General features: G+C 60.2%; 27 protein-coding genes. All 27 read left to right on the top strand.

From position 1 onward, the window contains the following. Positions 1-130, top strand: a 130-nt coding sequence (locus DXT59_RS17165) for an EF-Tu C-terminal domain-related protein (protein WP_476718430.1), incomplete at its 5' end; no start/stop codon positions are given. Between the two features lie 178 nt (positions 131-308). Continuing rightward, on the top strand, positions 309-620 hold the full coding sequence (gene rpsJ, locus DXT59_RS17160) for a 30S ribosomal protein S10 (protein WP_006998489.1): 312 nt from the start codon (positions 309-311) through the stop codon (positions 618-620). Between the two features lie 253 nt (positions 621-873). Then, entirely contained in the window at positions 874-1,533 is a 660-nt protein-coding gene (rplC, locus tag DXT59_RS17155; RefSeq protein WP_116138072.1) for a 50S ribosomal protein L3, read from the top strand. Next, positions 1,533-2,153, top strand: a complete 621-nt coding sequence (gene rplD, locus DXT59_RS17150; RefSeq protein ID WP_116138064.1) for a 50S ribosomal protein L4 — start codon at positions 1,533-1,535, stop codon at positions 2,151-2,153. The genes rplC and rplD overlap by 1 nt, the downstream gene beginning before the upstream one ends. Then, on the top strand, positions 2,150-2,464 hold the full coding sequence (gene rplW / locus DXT59_RS17145) for a 50S ribosomal protein L23 (RefSeq protein WP_116138063.1): 315 nt from the start codon (positions 2,150-2,152) through the stop codon (positions 2,462-2,464). The genes rplD and rplW overlap by 4 nt, the downstream gene beginning before the upstream one ends. A 2-nt stretch (positions 2,465-2,466) precedes the next feature. Further along, a complete protein-coding gene (gene rplB, locus DXT59_RS17140; RefSeq protein WP_116138062.1) occupies positions 2,467-3,294 on the top strand; it encodes a 50S ribosomal protein L2 in 828 nt (275 codons plus the stop codon). Between the two features lie 10 nt (positions 3,295-3,304). Beyond that, complete coding sequence (gene rpsS / locus DXT59_RS17135; RefSeq protein WP_004199273.1) at positions 3,305-3,580, top strand: 30S ribosomal protein S19; 276 nt, start codon at positions 3,305-3,307, stop codon at positions 3,578-3,580. A gap of 12 nt (positions 3,581-3,592) precedes the next feature. Further along, positions 3,593-3,922: a 50S ribosomal protein L22 gene (gene rplV, locus DXT59_RS17130; protein WP_004199272.1), complete on the top strand. Its 330-nt coding sequence runs from the start codon at positions 3,593-3,595 to the stop codon at positions 3,920-3,922. An 11-nt stretch (positions 3,923-3,933) separates the two neighbouring features. Further along, entirely contained in the window at positions 3,934-4,734 is an 801-nt protein-coding gene (rpsC, locus tag DXT59_RS17125; protein WP_102645108.1) for a 30S ribosomal protein S3, read from the top strand. A 2-nt stretch (positions 4,735-4,736) separates the two neighbouring features. Further along, entirely contained in the window at positions 4,737-5,153 is a 417-nt protein-coding gene (gene rplP / locus DXT59_RS17120) for a 50S ribosomal protein L16 (RefSeq protein ID WP_102611091.1), read from the top strand. 10 nt (positions 5,154-5,163) lie between these two features. Next, entirely contained in the window at positions 5,164-5,358 is a 195-nt protein-coding gene (gene rpmC / locus DXT59_RS17115) for a 50S ribosomal protein L29 (protein ID WP_102645110.1), read from the top strand. After that, positions 5,355-5,627 carry a 30S ribosomal protein S17 gene (gene rpsQ, locus DXT59_RS17110; RefSeq protein WP_102645111.1) on the top strand — a complete coding sequence of 91 codons (273 nt, stop codon included), beginning with the start codon at positions 5,355-5,357 and terminating at the stop codon, positions 5,625-5,627. Before rpmC ends, rpsQ begins: the two co-directional genes overlap by 4 nt. Before the next feature lie 282 nt (positions 5,628-5,909). Beyond that, complete coding sequence (gene rplN, locus DXT59_RS17105) at positions 5,910-6,278, top strand: 50S ribosomal protein L14 (RefSeq protein ID WP_102645112.1); 369 nt, start codon at positions 5,910-5,912, stop codon at positions 6,276-6,278. Between the two features lie 9 nt (positions 6,279-6,287). After that, a complete protein-coding gene (gene rplX, locus DXT59_RS17100) occupies positions 6,288-6,596 on the top strand; it encodes a 50S ribosomal protein L24 (protein WP_102645113.1) in 309 nt (102 codons plus the stop codon). Between the two features lie 18 nt (positions 6,597-6,614). Further along, complete coding sequence (gene rplE / locus DXT59_RS17095) at positions 6,615-7,154, top strand: 50S ribosomal protein L5 (protein ID WP_102645114.1); 540 nt, start codon at positions 6,615-6,617, stop codon at positions 7,152-7,154. Positions 7,155-7,161: 7 nt separating this feature from the next. Beyond that, a complete protein-coding gene (gene rpsN / locus DXT59_RS17090) occupies positions 7,162-7,467 on the top strand; it encodes a 30S ribosomal protein S14 (RefSeq protein WP_085228311.1) in 306 nt (101 codons plus the stop codon). Positions 7,468-7,481: 14 nt separating this feature from the next. Continuing rightward, positions 7,482-7,877: a 30S ribosomal protein S8 gene (gene rpsH, locus DXT59_RS17085; protein WP_102645115.1), complete on the top strand. Its 396-nt coding sequence runs from the start codon at positions 7,482-7,484 to the stop codon at positions 7,875-7,877. A 21-nt stretch (positions 7,878-7,898) separates the two neighbouring features. After that, entirely contained in the window at positions 7,899-8,429 is a 531-nt protein-coding gene (gene rplF, locus DXT59_RS17080; protein ID WP_116138061.1) for a 50S ribosomal protein L6, read from the top strand. 12 nt (positions 8,430-8,441) lie between these two features. Then, complete coding sequence (gene rplR / locus DXT59_RS17075) at positions 8,442-8,807, top strand: 50S ribosomal protein L18 (RefSeq protein ID WP_102645117.1); 366 nt, start codon at positions 8,442-8,444, stop codon at positions 8,805-8,807. A 15-nt stretch (positions 8,808-8,822) separates the two neighbouring features. Continuing rightward, complete coding sequence (gene rpsE / locus DXT59_RS17070; RefSeq protein WP_116138060.1) at positions 8,823-9,341, top strand: 30S ribosomal protein S5; 519 nt, start codon at positions 8,823-8,825, stop codon at positions 9,339-9,341. 16 nt (positions 9,342-9,357) lie between these two features. Next, positions 9,358-9,540, top strand: coding sequence for a 50S ribosomal protein L30 (gene rpmD, locus DXT59_RS17065; RefSeq protein ID WP_102645119.1), 183 nt, complete (start codon positions 9,358-9,360; stop codon positions 9,538-9,540). Between the two features lie 28 nt (positions 9,541-9,568). Next, a complete protein-coding gene (gene rplO / locus DXT59_RS17060) occupies positions 9,569-10,003 on the top strand; it encodes a 50S ribosomal protein L15 (protein WP_102611082.1) in 435 nt (144 codons plus the stop codon). 61 nt (positions 10,004-10,064) lie between these two features. Next, the gene (gene secY / locus DXT59_RS17055) at positions 10,065-11,414 is read left to right on the top strand and encodes a preprotein translocase subunit SecY (RefSeq protein ID WP_116138059.1); all 1,350 of its coding nucleotides are present in this window, start codon (positions 10,065-10,067) and stop codon (positions 11,412-11,414) included. An 8-nt stretch (positions 11,415-11,422) separates the two neighbouring features. Beyond that, a complete protein-coding gene (infA, locus tag DXT59_RS17050) occupies positions 11,423-11,641 on the top strand; it encodes a translation initiation factor IF-1 (protein WP_004521905.1) in 219 nt (72 codons plus the stop codon). Positions 11,642-11,661: 20 nt separating this feature from the next. Further along, positions 11,662-11,778 carry a 50S ribosomal protein L36 gene (gene rpmJ, locus DXT59_RS17045; protein WP_004199844.1) on the top strand — a complete coding sequence of 39 codons (117 nt, stop codon included), beginning with the start codon at positions 11,662-11,664 and terminating at the stop codon, positions 11,776-11,778. 41 nt (positions 11,779-11,819) lie between these two features. Next, complete coding sequence (gene rpsM, locus DXT59_RS17040; RefSeq protein ID WP_116138058.1) at positions 11,820-12,185, top strand: 30S ribosomal protein S13; 366 nt, start codon at positions 11,820-11,822, stop codon at positions 12,183-12,185. Between the two features lie 28 nt (positions 12,186-12,213). Beyond that, a complete protein-coding gene (gene rpsK, locus DXT59_RS17035; RefSeq protein WP_017777173.1) occupies positions 12,214-12,618 on the top strand; it encodes a 30S ribosomal protein S11 in 405 nt (134 codons plus the stop codon). Positions 12,619-12,680 lie beyond the last annotated feature (62 nt).

The raw sequence follows: 12,680 nt of genomic DNA, 5'->3' as shown, positions 1-12,680 counted from the left end.
GCCGGGTGACAACGTCGCCATCACGGTGAAGCTGATCGCCCCGATCGCCATGGAAGAAGGTCTGCGCTTCGCCATCCGCGAAGGCGGCCGTACCGTCGGCGCAGGTGTCGTTGCGAAGATCATCGAGTAAAATCGCTGGTTTCGCGGTTCGCGCGGCGCAAGCCGTCGCGAGCCGCCGCTGAAGTATCGCTGTACCGCAGTAAAACGTGCCCGGGTCCGGGCGCTCCGCTTCCCGGCGGACGGCCGAACCCACGCTCTTTTCCTAATTCGGCGGCGCAAAGCTGCCTCGCTCTTTCGAAGGAATCGTCATGCAAAACCAGAAAATCCGCATTCGCCTCAAAGCATTCGACTATCGTCTGATCGATCAATCGGCAGCCGAGATCGTCGACACGGCGAAGCGGACTGGTGCGATCGTTCGCGGTCCGGTACCCCTGCCGACCCGCATTCAACGCTTCGACATCCTGCGTTCGCCGCACGTCAACAAGACGTCGCGCGATCAGCTCGAAATCCGCACGCACCAACGCCTGATGGACATCGTCGATCCGACGGACAAGACCGTCGACGCGCTGATGAAGCTGGATCTCCCGGCCGGCGTGGACGTGGAAATCAAGCTGCAATAAGGTTTGCGGCGCCACGGCTTCCGGGCCGTGGCGGTAAGTCTTTGATTGCTTGCGAAAAACGGAAAGCCTCGCTATAATGCAAGGCTTTTCGCGTATTTGCGTAAAAAGTCGGTGTCAGTTTGTGCGCGGCGATGCGGCACAAACGGCCGTAAAAAGCCTAGCGGCACGTTGCAAGAACGTTGCAAACGCGCCTCCTGGTACCGGCATTTTGTAAATTAGCCCCGGCCAATCGCAGTCGGGAATGGAGAAAACGATGAGCCTTGGACTCGTAGGTCGCAAGGTTGGCATGACCCGTATCTTCACGGCGGATGGGGACTCGATTCCCGTCACCGTGCTGGACGTGTCCGACAACCGCGTGGCGCAGATCAAGACCGTTGAAACGGATGGCTACACCGCCGTTCAAGTGGCATTCGGTACGCGCCGTCCCTCGCGTGTGACGAAGCCGCTGGCAGGTCACCTCGCCAAAGCCGGCGTGCAAGCCGGTGAAATTCTCAAGGAATTCAAGATCGATGCCGCAAAGGCTGCCGAGCTGTCCGCCGGCGCCGTGATCGGTGTCGACCTGTTCGAAGTCGGCCAAAAGATTGACGTGCAAGGCGTGTCGATCGGTAAGGGCTACGCCGGCACGATCAAGCGCTACAACTTCAGCTCGGGCCGCGCAACGCACGGTAACTCGCGTTCGCACAACGTCCCGGGTTCGATCGGTATGGCGCAAGATCCGGGTCGCGTGTTCCCCGGCAAGCGCATGACGGGTCACATGGGTGACGAGACCGTCACGGTGCAAAACCTCGAAATCGCTCGTATCGACGCCGATCGCAAGCTGCTGCTCGTCAAGGGTGCAGTGCCTGGCGCGAAGGGCGGCAAAGTTTTCGTGACGCCGGCAGTGAAGACGCGTGCCGCGAAAGGAGCGAAATAATGGAACTGAAGCTCCTCAATGCTAACGGTCAAGAAGGCGCAGGCGTGAACGCGTCGGACGTCGTGTTCGGCCGTGACTACAACGAAGCGCTGATTCACCAAGTCGTGGTGGCTTATCAAGCCAACGCCCGTAGCGGCAACCGCGCGCAGAAGGATCGCGAACAAGTCAAGCACACGACGAAGAAGCCGTGGCGTCAGAAGGGTACGGGCCGCGCTCGTGCCGGTATGTCGTCGAGCCCGTTGTGGCGTGGCGGTGGTCGGATTTTCCCGAACTCGCCCGAAGAGAACTTCTCGCACAAGGTCAACAAGAAGATGCATCGCGCAGGCCTCTGCTCGATCTTCTCGCAGCTCGCCCGCGAAGGCCGTCTGTCGGTTGTCGAGGACATCGTTCTCGAAGCGCCGAAGACGAAGCTGCTGGCCGAAAAATTCAAGGCCATGGGCCTCGACTCCGTGCTGGTGATCACCGACACGGTCGACGAGAACCTGTACCTCGCGTCGCGCAACCTGGCCCACGTGGCCGTTGTCGAGCCGCGTTACGCCGATCCGTTGTCGCTGATCTACTTCAAGAAAGTGCTGATCACGAAGGCAGCGGTCGCCCAGATCGAGGAGTTGCTGTCATGAGCGAGATTCGCAAAAACGATCATCGTTTGATGCAGGTCCTGCTCGCGCCGGTGATCTCCGAAAAGGCGACGCTGGTGGCCGACAAGAACGAGCAGGTCGTGTTCGAAGTCGCCCCGGATGCGACGAAGCAGGAAGTGAAGGCCGCCGTTGAGCTGCTGTTCAAGGTGGAAGTCGATTCCGTCAATGTGCTGAACGTGAAGGGCAAGGCCAAGCGCTTTGGCCGTTTCATGGGCAAGCGCAAGGACGTGAGGAAGGCCTACGTCTGCTTGAAGCCCGGCCAGGAAATCAACTTTGAAGCGGAGGCCAAGTAATCATGGCAATCGTGAAAGTTAAACCGACCTCGCCGGGTCGCCGCGCGATGGTCAAGGTGGTCAACAAGGATCTGCATAAGGGCAAGCCGCACGCAGCGCTGCTCGAGCCGCAGAGCAAGGCCGCCGGTCGTAACAACAACGGCCATGTGACGACGCGCCACCAAGGCGGCGGTCACAAGCAACACTACCGCGTTATCGATTTCCGTCGCACGAAGGATGGCATTCCGGCGAAGGTCGAACGTCTCGAGTACGACCCGAACCGTAGCGCGAACATCGCGCTCGTGCTGTACGCAGACGGCGAACGCCGCTACATCATCGCCTCGAAGGGCATGACGGTCGGTCAAACGCTGATGTCGGGCTCCGAAGCGCCGATCCGCGCAGGCAACACGCTGCCGATCCGCAACATCCCGGTCGGTACGACGATCCACTGCATCGAGATGCTGCCGGGCAAGGGTGCGCAAATCGCGCGTTCGGCCGGTACGTCGGCCATGCTGCTCGCTCGTGAAGGCACGTACGCGCAGGTTCGTCTGCGTTCGGGCGAAATCCGCCGCGTGCATATCGAGTGCCGCGCGACGATCGGCGAGGTGGGCAACGAAGAGCACAGCCTGCGCCAAATCGGTAAGGCCGGCGCGAACCGCTGGCGCGGTATCCGCCCGACGGTGCGTGGTGTCGCGATGAACCCGGTCGATCACCCGCACGGCGGTGGTGAAGGCCGTACGGCTGCAGGCCGCCACCCGGTCAGCCCGTGGGGCCAGCAGACGAAGGGCTATCGCACCCGTCGCAACAAGCGCACGACGACGATGATCGTCCAGCGCCGTCACAAGCGTTAAGGAGTAGGCAATGGCACGTTCTGTTAAAAAAGGTCCGTTCTGCGACGCCCATTTGCTGAAGAAAGTTGAGGCGGCAGCAGCTTCGCGCGACAAGAAGCCGATCAAGACCTGGTCGCGTCGCTCGACGATCCTCCCGGATTTCATCGGCCTGACGATCGCCGTTCATAACGGCCGTCAACACGTTCCGGTGTACATCTCGGAAAACATGGTCGGCCACAAGCTTGGCGAGTTCGCATTGACCCGGACGTTCAAGGGTCACGCGGCCGACAAGAAGGCCAAGAAATAAGGGGCAATCAAGATGGAAGTGAAAGCAATTCATCGCGGTGCCCGCATCTCGGCGCAGAAAACGCGCCTTGTGGCTGACCAGATCCGCGGTTTGCCGGTCGACAAGGCGCTGAACGTCCTGACGTTCTCGCCGAAGAAGGCGGCTGGCATCGTGAAGAAGGTCGTGCTGTCGGCGATCGCGAATGCGGAGCACAACGAGGGCGCCGACATCGACGAGCTCAAGATCAAGAGCATCTACGTCGACAAGGCTGCCTCGCTGAAGCGGTTTACCGCGCGCGCCAAGGGCCGCGGCAATCGCATCGAGAAGCAATCCTGTCACATCACTGTGACGGTCGGGAATTAAGGGGTCATACGATGGGACAGAAAATTCATCCGACTGGCTTCCGTCTGGCCGTCAGCCGCAATTGGGCTTCGCGTTGGTACGCGAGCAACAACAATTTCGCGGCGATGCTGCAGGAAGACATCGGTGTTCGTGAATACCTGAAGAAGAAGCTGAAGAACGCTTCGGTCGGCCGCGTCGTCATCGAGCGTCCGGCGAAGAACGCGCGCATCACGATTTTCAGCTCGCGTCCTGGTGTCGTGATCGGCAAGAAGGGCGAGGACATCGAACTCTTGAAGTCCGAGCTGCAAAAGCGCATGGGCGTGCCCGTGCACGTGAACATCGAGGAAATCCGCAAGCCGGAAACCGATGCGCAGTTGATCGCCGATTCGATCACGCAACAGCTCGAGCGCCGGATCATGTTCCGCCGCGCGATGAAGCGTGCAATGCAAAACGCGATGCGTCTGGGCGCGCAAGGCATCAAGATCATGAGCGCCGGCCGTCTGAACGGTATCGAAATCGCCCGTACGGAGTGGTATCGCGAAGGTCGCGTGCCCCTGCACACGCTGCGTGCCGATATCGACTACGCAACGTCGGAAGCGAAGACGACGTACGGCATCATCGGCGTGAAGGTGTGGGTCTATAAGGGCGACACGCTGGGCCGCAACGATGCGCCGGTCGTCGAGGAAGCGCCGGAAGAAAAGCGTCCGCGCCGCAACGCGCGTCCGGGCGATCGCCGTCCCCGTCGCGACGGTGAAGGTGGCGCGCCGGCAGGTGCACGTCGTGGCGCGCCGCGTCGCGGCGGCGCCGGCGGCGACGGCAAGACTGGAGAATAACGATGCTGCAACCGAAACGCAGGAAGTATCGCAAAGAGCAGAAGGGTCGTAACACCGGTATCGCGACGCGCGGCAACGCCGTGTCGTTCGGTGAGTTCGGCCTGAAGGCTATCGGTCGCGGCCGTTTGACCGCGCGTCAAATCGAAGCGGCGCGTCGTGCCATGACGCGTCACATCAAGCGCGGCGGCCGCATCTGGATTCGCATTTTCCCGGACAAGCCGATCTCGCAAAAGCCGGCTGAAGTGCGGATGGGTAACGGTAAGGGTAACCCCGAGTACTACGTCGCCGAGATCCAGCCGGGCAAGATGCTGTACGAAATGGATGGCGTATCCGAAGAACTGGCACGTGAAGCGTTCCGTCTGGCAGCAGCCAAGCTGCCGCTGAAGACGACGTTCATCGTTCGTCAGCTCGGCGCTTAAGGAGCAAACGATGAAGGCGTCTGAACTTCACCAAAAAGACACGGCCGCGCTCAACAAAGAGCTGACGGACCTGTTGAAAGCGCAATTCGGCCTGCGCATGCAACTCGCGACGCAGCAGCTCACGAACACGAGCCAGCTAAAGAAGGTTCGTCGCGACATCGCACGTGTGCGGACCGTCCTGACTGAGAAGGCGAACCAGAAATGAACGATAGCGTAAAAACCTCGCTCAAGCGGACGCTGATCGGCAAGGTCGTCAGCAACAAGATGGACAAGACGGTCACCGTGCTCGTCGAGCACCGCGTGAAGCACCCGATCTACGGCAAGTACGTCGTGCGCTCGAAGAAGTACCACGCGCATGACGACGCGAACACGTACAACGAGGGCGACCTCGTCGAAATCCAGGAAACGCGTCCGATCTCGAAGACGAAAGCCTGGACCGTGTCCCGCCTTGTGGAAGCCGCGCGCGTGATCTAAGCGGTACGTAGTAGAAGTCGTTGAAATCGCTGTAGATTTCGCTTGCAAGACCGAGGTTATTTGATATAATCTCGGTCTTCCCTCTTTATGGGATCCGTTACGGACGCCGTAGAGGGGAAGCGGAAGGGCGCCCAAGCCCGCTCCGCAGGAATCACTCGATTGCGATGGCGGTTTCGTTGCCGTCGCTGCTGTTCTAACCCAAGCAGCCGATTGGCTGACGGGACCAAGACTGACCGACTGAACCATGGTGGTGCAGGCGGATTAAGTTGGGAAAGATAAACCATGATCCAGACCGAATCTCGGCTTGAAGTGGCCGACAACACGGGTGCGCGTGAAGTCATGTGCATCAAGGTGCTCGGCGGCTCGAAGCGTCGTTATGCCAACATCGGCGACATCATCAAGGTGAGCGTCAAAGAGGCAACGCCGCGCGGGCGCGTGAAGAAAGGCGAAATCTATAACGCCGTGGTGGTTCGCACCGCCAAGGGTGTTCGTCGCCAAGACGGCTCGCTGATCAAGTTCGACGGCAATGCAGCCGTCTTGTTGAATACCAAGCTCGAGCCCATCGGCACCCGCATTTTCGGGCCGGTCACGCGTGAGTTGCGTAGCGAACGGTTCATGAAGATCGTTTCGCTCGCGCCGGAAGTGCTGTAAGGAGTCGCGATGAACAAGATTCGCAAGGGTGACGAAGTCGTCGTCATCACCGGCAAGGACAAGGGCAAGCGTGGTGTGGTGCTGGCCGTCGGTGAAGATCGCGTGACGGTGGAAGGCATCAACCTCGTTAAGAAGCACGTCAAGCCGAACCCGATGAAGGGTACGACGGGTGGCGTGGAAGCGAAGACGATGCCGCTGCACATTTCGAACGTCGCGCTCGTCGACGCGAACGGCAAAGCCTCGCGTGTGGGCATCAAGGTCGAGGACGGCAAGAAGGTGCGCTTCCTGAAGACGACCGGTGCCGTGCTGAGCGCCTGACGCTGCGGAGTATAAAAAATGGCTCGTTTGCAAGAGTTTTACAAAGAGAAGGTCGTTCCCGGCCTTATCGAGAAGTTCGGCTACAAGTCGGTCATGGAAGTGCCGCGCATCACCAAGATCACCCTGAACATGGGTCTTGGCGAAGCCGTCGCTGACAAGAAGATCATCGAAAACGCCGTGGGCGATCTGACGAAGATCGCAGGTCAAAAGCCGGTCGTGACGAAGGCTCGCAAGGCAATCGCGGGCTTCAAGATCCGTCAAGGCTACCCGATCGGCGCGATGGTCACGCTGCGTGGTCAAGCGATGTACGAATTCCTGGATCGTTTCGTGACGGTGGCGCTGCCCCGCGTGCGTGACTTCCGTGGTGTGTCGGGTCGGGCGTTCGACGGTCGCGGCAACTACAACATCGGTGTGAAAGAGCAGATCATTTTCCCCGAAATCGACTACGACAAAATCGACGCGCTGCGTGGGCTGAACATCAGCATCACCACGACCGCGAAGACCGACGAAGAAGCCAAGGCACTGCTCGCCAGCTTCAAGTTCCCGTTCAGAAACTGAGGTTACCGTGGCTAAACTGGCACTGATCGAACGTGAAAAGAAGCGCGCCCGCCTGGCGGCGAAGTTCGCCCCGAAGCGCGAAGCGCTGAAGGCGATCATCGACGACCAATCGAAGTCGGAAGAAGAGCGCTATGCAGCTCGCCTCGAGCTGCAACAACTGCCCCGCAACGCCAACCCGACGCGCAAGCGCAATCGCTGCGCGATCACGGGTCGTCCGCGCGGCACGTTCCGCAAGTTCGGACTTGCGCGTAACAAGATTCGCGAAATCGCATTCCGCGGCGAGATCCCCGGCCTGACCAAGGCGAGCTGGTAATAGGAGAAACATAAATGAGCATGAGTGATCCTATCGCCGATATGCTGACTCGCATCCGCAACGCGCAGATGGTCGAGAAGGTTTCGGTGGCAATGCCCTCGTCGAAAGTTAAGGTGGCGATTGCGCAAGTCCTGAAGGACGAAGGTTATATCGACGACTTCGCCGTGAAGTCGGAAGGCGCGAAGTCGGAATTGAACATCGCGTTGAAGTACTACGCTGGCCGTCCGGTCATCGAGCGCCTCGAGCGCGTCTCGAAGCCTGGTCTGCGCGTGTACCGCGGTCGCAATGACATCCCGCAGGTCATGAACGGCCTCGGCGTCGCGATCGTTTCGACGCCCAAGGGTGTGATGACCGACCGCAAGGCCCGCGCCAATGGCGTCGGCGGCGAAGTCATCTGCTACGTCGCTTAACGCCGAAAGAGGAGAAGAAACATGTCTCGAGTAGGTAAAAGCCCGGTTGCGCTGAACGGCGCCGAAGTGAAGGTCGAAGGCGGCCTCATTACGGTCAAGGGCGCGCTCGGCACGATTTCGCAAGCTGAAAACAAGCTCGTGAAGGTCGTCGTCGACGGCGCCGTCCTGAAGTTCGAGCCGGTTGACGAAAGCCGCGAAGCGAATGCGATGTCGGGCACGATGCGCGCGATCGTCGCGAACATGGTGCACGGCGCGACGAAGGGTTTCGAGCGCAAGCTCACCCTCGTCGGCGTGGGTTATCGTGCGCAAGCGCAAGGCGACAAGCTGAATCTGTCGCTGGGTTTCTCGCACCCCGTGGTGCACCAAATGCCGGAAGGCGTGAAGGCTGAAACCCCGTCGCAAACGGAAATCGTGATCAAGGGGATCGACAAGCAGAAAGTCGGCCAAGTCGCTGCCGAAGTGCGCGGCTATCGCCCGCCTGAGCCCTACAAGGGCAAGGGTGTGCGCTACGCCGACGAGGTGGTGATCCTCAAAGAAACGAAGAAGAAGTAAGGGTGCGCAATCATGGATAAGACTCAATCTCGCCTGCGCCGCGCTCGTCAGACGCGTATCAAGATCGCCGAATTGCAGGTCGCGCGCCTTGCTGTGCATCGCACGAACACGCATATCTATGCGCAAGTGTTCTCGCCCTGCGGCACCAAGGTGCTCGCCAGCGCGTCGACGCTCGAAGCTGAAGTGCGTGCGCAATTGGCCGACCAATCGGGCAAGGGCGGCAACATCGCCGCCGCCACGCTGATCGGCAAGCGTATCGCTGAAAAAGCCAAGGCCGCCGGCGTCGAATCCGTCGCCTTCGATCGCTCGGGCTTTCGCTACCACGGCCGCGTGAAGGCGCTGGCCGATGCGGCGCGCGAAGCCGGGCTCAAGTTCTAAGGGAAGGAATTCGTCATGGCAAAGATGCAAGCGAAAGTTCAGGCTGACGAACGCGACGACGGCCTTCGCGAAAAGATGATCTCGGTCAACCGCGTGACCAAGGTGGTGAAGGGCGGCCGGATTCTCGGCTTCGCCGCACTGACCGTGGTCGGCGACGGTGACGGCCGCGTCGGCATGGGCAAGGGCAAGGCGAAGGAAGTGCCGGTTGCCGTGCAAAAGGCAATGGAACAGGCCCGCCGCAACATGTTCAAGGTGCCGCTCAAGAACGGCACGCTGCAGCACGAAGTGCACGGCAAGCATGGCGCGTCGGTTGTTCTGCTCGCTCCGGCGAAGGACGGTACCGGCGTGATCGCCGGCGGCCCGATGCGCGCGGTGTTCGACGTGATGGGCGTGCAAAACGTCGTTGCGAAGAGCCACGGTTCGACGAACCCGTACAACCTCGTGCGTGCCACGCTCGACGGTCTGCGCAAGCAGTCGACGCCGGGCGACATCGCTGCGAAGCGCGGCAAGTCGGTCGAAGAAATTTTGGGCTAATGCCTAGGTGGTCACCATGTCTGATAAAACTGTCAAGGTTCAGCTCGTCAAGAGCCTGATTGGGACCCGCGAATCGCACCGTGCCACGGTGCGCGGCCTGGGCCTGCGCCGACTCAACTCGGTCAGCGAACTGCAAGACACGCCCGCCGTGCGCGGCATGATCAACAAGGTCTCGTACCTTGTTAAGGTCATCGCTTAAACGCGGTCAGGGACTCGAGGAGTTGAATATGGAATTGAACAACCTGAAGCCCGCCGCGGGCGCCAAGCACGCCAAGCGTCGCGTCGGCCGTGGTATCGGCTCCGGCCTCGGTAAGACGGCCGGCCGTGGTCACAAAGGTCAGAAATCGCGTTCGGGCGGCTTTCACAAGGTCGGCTTCGAAGGCGGTCAAATGCCGCTGCAACGTCGCCTGCCGAAGCGCGGGTTCACGTCGCTGACGAAGGAATTCGTCGGTGAAGTGCGCCTGGGCGATCTGCAAGCCCTGCCCGTCGACGAAATCGACTTGCTCGCACTGAAGCAAGCCGGCCTCGTCGGTGAGCTGACGAAGAGCGCCAAGATCATCGCCACGGGCGAGATCTCGCGCAAGATCGTCGTGAAGGGCCTGGGTGCGACGAAGGGTGCGCGTGCCGCGATCGAAGCGGCCGGCGGCTCGTTCGCCGAGTAATTGGCTTTCGATCGCGTGATAAGCCGATTGCCGTCAATGACATTTGCATCGGAGAAGGTACTTGGCTAACAGCCCGAGTCTCGCAAAAACCGGTCGAAGCACGGCGAAGTTCGGCGATCTGCGCCGGCGAGCAATGTTCTTGCTCCTGGCGCTGATCGTCTATCGCATCGGCGCGCACATTCCGGTGCCGGGGATCGACCCGGACCAGTTGGCGAAGCTGTTCCAGAGCCAGTCGGGCGGCATCCTGGGCATGTTCAACATGTTCTCGGGCGGTGCGCTGTCGCGGTTCACGATTTTCGCGTTGGGGATCATGCCGTACATCTCCTCCTCGATCATCATGCAACTGCTCGCAATCGTGTCGCCGCAGCTCGAAGCGCTGAAGAAGGAAGGCCAGGCAGGGCAGCGCAAGATCACGCAATACACGCGGATTTTCACTGTGCTGCTGGCGACGTTCCAAGCGTTCGGCATCGCCGTGGCGCTCGAGAACCAGCCGGGCCTCGTGATCGATCCGGGTATGGTGTTTCGCCTGACGACGGTCGTGACGCTCGTGACCGGCACGATGTTCTTGATGTGGCTCGGTGAGCAGATCACCGAACGCGGTCTGGGCAACGGGATCTCGATCATCATCTTCGGCGGTATCGCCGCGGGTTTTCCGAATGCGGTGGGCGGTCTCGTGTCGCTCGTGCAGTCGGGTTCGATGTATCCGTTCACGGCGATTGTCGTGGTGGCGTTGATCGGTGCCGTGACCTACCTCGTGGTGTTCATCGAGCGTGGTCAGCGCAAGATCCTCGTGAACTACGCGAAGCGCCAGGTCGGTAACAAGATTTACGGCGGACAGTCGTCGCATCTGCCGCTCAAGCTGAACATGTCGGGCGTGATTCCGCCGATCTTCGCATCGTCGATCATCTTGTTCCCGGCAACGATCCTGAATTGGTTCAGCTCGGGTACGCGCGGCAACTGGCTCACCGATACGCTGCACAACGTCGCCGAGGCCCTGAAGCCCGGTCAGCCTGTGTACGTGTTGCTGTATGCGTTGGCGATCGTGTTCTTCTGCTTCTTCTACACCGCGTTGGTGTTCAACAGCAGAGAGACGGCCGACAACCTGAAGAAAAGCGGCGCATTCGTTCCGGGCATCCGTCCGGGCGACCAGACCGCACGGTATATCGACCGCATCCTCACGCGTCTGACGCTGGCCGGTGCGATCTACATCGTGTTCGTCTGCTTGCTACCCGAGTTTCTGGTGCTGCGCTGGAACGTACCGTTTTATTTTGGTGGAACGTCGCTGCTGATCATTGTCGTCGTCACGATGGACTTCATGGCGCAGGTGCAGTCGTACGTTATGTCGCAACAGTATGAGTCGTTGCTCAAGAAGGCGAACTTCAAGGGCGGCGGCAACATCCCGATGCGTTGAAAGGACTTATGGCCAAAGACGATGTAATCCAGATGCAGGGCGAGGTCATCGAGAACCTGCCTAATGCTACCTTCCGCGTGAAGCTGGAAAACGGTCATGTCGTGTTGGGGCATATCTCCGGCAAGATGCGGATGCACTACATCCGTATCCTGCCCGGCGACAAAGTGACAGTTGAGTTGACGCCTTACGATTTGTCGCGTGCGCGGATCGTGTTCCGGGCGAAGTGATTTGAAAAAAGGGTAATATCATGAAAGTGATGGCATCGGTTAAGCGCATTTGCCGCAATTGCAAGATCATCAAGCGCAAAGGTGTCGTGCGCGTGATTTGCAGCTCTGATCCGCGCCACAAACAGCGCCAAGGCTGAACGCCGCGCTTTTGCTTGCGCTTTTTGTTTGAGGAAAAACAATGGCTCGTATTGCAGGGGTGAACATCCCGAACCACCAGCACACCGTGATCGGCCTGACGGCGATCTACGGGATCGGTCGCACGCGTTCGCAACAAATTTGCGAAACGGCTGGCGTCGCAGTGAACAAGAAGGTCAAGGACCTGACGGACGCTGATCTCGAAAAGCTGCGTGAAGAAGTCGGCAAGTTCGTTGTCGAAGGCGACCTGCGCCGTGAAGTGACGATGAACATCAAGCGTCTGATGGACCTCGGCTGCTACCGCGGCGTCCGTCATCGCAAGGGTCTGCCCCTGCGTGGCCAACGTACGCGCACGAACGCCCGTACGCGCAAGGGTCCGCGCCGCGCTGCCCAATCGCTGAAGAAATAAGCGCGACTGACAGTTACAGGAAAACGTAATGGCTAAGGCTTCGAACAACACCGCGGCGCAACGCGTTCGCAAGAAGGTCAAGAAGAACGTCGCCGAGGGCGTGGTTCACGTTCACGCGTCGTTCAACAACACCATCATCACGATCACCGACCGTCAAGGCAACGCGCTTGCCTGGGCAACGTCGGGTGGCCAGGGCTTCAAGGGCTCGCGCAAGTCGACGCCGTTCGCGGCGCAGGTTGCTGCGGAGTCGGCCGGTCGCGTGGCGATGGAATACGGCGTGAAGAACCTCGAAGTGCGGATCAAGGGCCCCGGCCCCGGCCGCGAATCGGCGGTGCGCGCTCTGCATGGTCTTGGCATCAAGATCACGGCGATCTCCGACGTTACGCCCGTTCCGCACAACGGCTGCCGTCCGCCGAAGCGTCGTCGTATCTAAGACGCGCGCCTGTATGACGCCTGTTGGCGCTGACCCGCGCCAACAGGCTATTTGCGCATTGT

The sequence above is a fragment of the Trinickia diaoshuihuensis genome, assembly GCF_003390925.1.
Taxonomy (GTDB): domain Bacteria; phylum Pseudomonadota; class Gammaproteobacteria; order Burkholderiales; family Burkholderiaceae; genus Trinickia; species Trinickia diaoshuihuensis.
Note: the sequence above shows the minus strand (reverse complement) of the source record. Positions and strands in the feature narration are given on the sequence as shown.

Coding starts and splice junctions, on each gene's coding strand:
- rpsC (WP_102645108.1), top strand. CDS start 3,934: ATGGGACAGAAAATTCATCCGACTGGCTTCCGTCTGGCCGTCAGCCGC.
- rplV (WP_004199272.1), top strand. CDS start 3,593: ATGGAAGTGAAAGCAATTCATCGCGGTGCCCGCATCTCGGCGCAGAAA.
- rplW (WP_116138063.1), top strand. CDS start 2,150: ATGAGCGAGATTCGCAAAAACGATCATCGTTTGATGCAGGTCCTGCTC.
- rpmC (WP_102645110.1), top strand. CDS start 5,164: ATGAAGGCGTCTGAACTTCACCAAAAAGACACGGCCGCGCTCAACAAA.
- rplO (WP_102611082.1), top strand. CDS start 9,569: ATGGAATTGAACAACCTGAAGCCCGCCGCGGGCGCCAAGCACGCCAAG.
- rpsS (WP_004199273.1), top strand. CDS start 3,305: ATGGCACGTTCTGTTAAAAAAGGTCCGTTCTGCGACGCCCATTTGCTG.
- rpmJ (WP_004199844.1), top strand. CDS start 11,662: ATGAAAGTGATGGCATCGGTTAAGCGCATTTGCCGCAATTGCAAGATC.
- rpsQ (WP_102645111.1), top strand. CDS start 5,355: ATGAACGATAGCGTAAAAACCTCGCTCAAGCGGACGCTGATCGGCAAG.
- rplR (WP_102645117.1), top strand. CDS start 8,442: ATGGATAAGACTCAATCTCGCCTGCGCCGCGCTCGTCAGACGCGTATC.
- rpsK (WP_017777173.1), top strand. CDS start 12,214: ATGGCTAAGGCTTCGAACAACACCGCGGCGCAACGCGTTCGCAAGAAG.
- rplX (WP_102645113.1), top strand. CDS start 6,288: ATGAACAAGATTCGCAAGGGTGACGAAGTCGTCGTCATCACCGGCAAG.
- rplB (WP_116138062.1), top strand. CDS start 2,467: ATGGCAATCGTGAAAGTTAAACCGACCTCGCCGGGTCGCCGCGCGATG.
- rplD (WP_116138064.1), top strand. CDS start 1,533: ATGGAACTGAAGCTCCTCAATGCTAACGGTCAAGAAGGCGCAGGCGTG.
- infA (WP_004521905.1), top strand. CDS start 11,423: ATGGCCAAAGACGATGTAATCCAGATGCAGGGCGAGGTCATCGAGAAC.
- rpsM (WP_116138058.1), top strand. CDS start 11,820: ATGGCTCGTATTGCAGGGGTGAACATCCCGAACCACCAGCACACCGTG.
- rplE (WP_102645114.1), top strand. CDS start 6,615: ATGGCTCGTTTGCAAGAGTTTTACAAAGAGAAGGTCGTTCCCGGCCTT.
- rpsJ (WP_006998489.1), top strand. CDS start 309: ATGCAAAACCAGAAAATCCGCATTCGCCTCAAAGCATTCGACTATCGT.
- rplP (WP_102611091.1), top strand. CDS start 4,737: ATGCTGCAACCGAAACGCAGGAAGTATCGCAAAGAGCAGAAGGGTCGT.
- rpsE (WP_116138060.1), top strand. CDS start 8,823: ATGGCAAAGATGCAAGCGAAAGTTCAGGCTGACGAACGCGACGACGGC.
- rplC (WP_116138072.1), top strand. CDS start 874: ATGAGCCTTGGACTCGTAGGTCGCAAGGTTGGCATGACCCGTATCTTC.
- rpsH (WP_102645115.1), top strand. CDS start 7,482: ATGAGCATGAGTGATCCTATCGCCGATATGCTGACTCGCATCCGCAAC.
- rpmD (WP_102645119.1), top strand. CDS start 9,358: ATGTCTGATAAAACTGTCAAGGTTCAGCTCGTCAAGAGCCTGATTGGG.
- rplN (WP_102645112.1), top strand. CDS start 5,910: ATGATCCAGACCGAATCTCGGCTTGAAGTGGCCGACAACACGGGTGCG.
- rplF (WP_116138061.1), top strand. CDS start 7,899: ATGTCTCGAGTAGGTAAAAGCCCGGTTGCGCTGAACGGCGCCGAAGTG.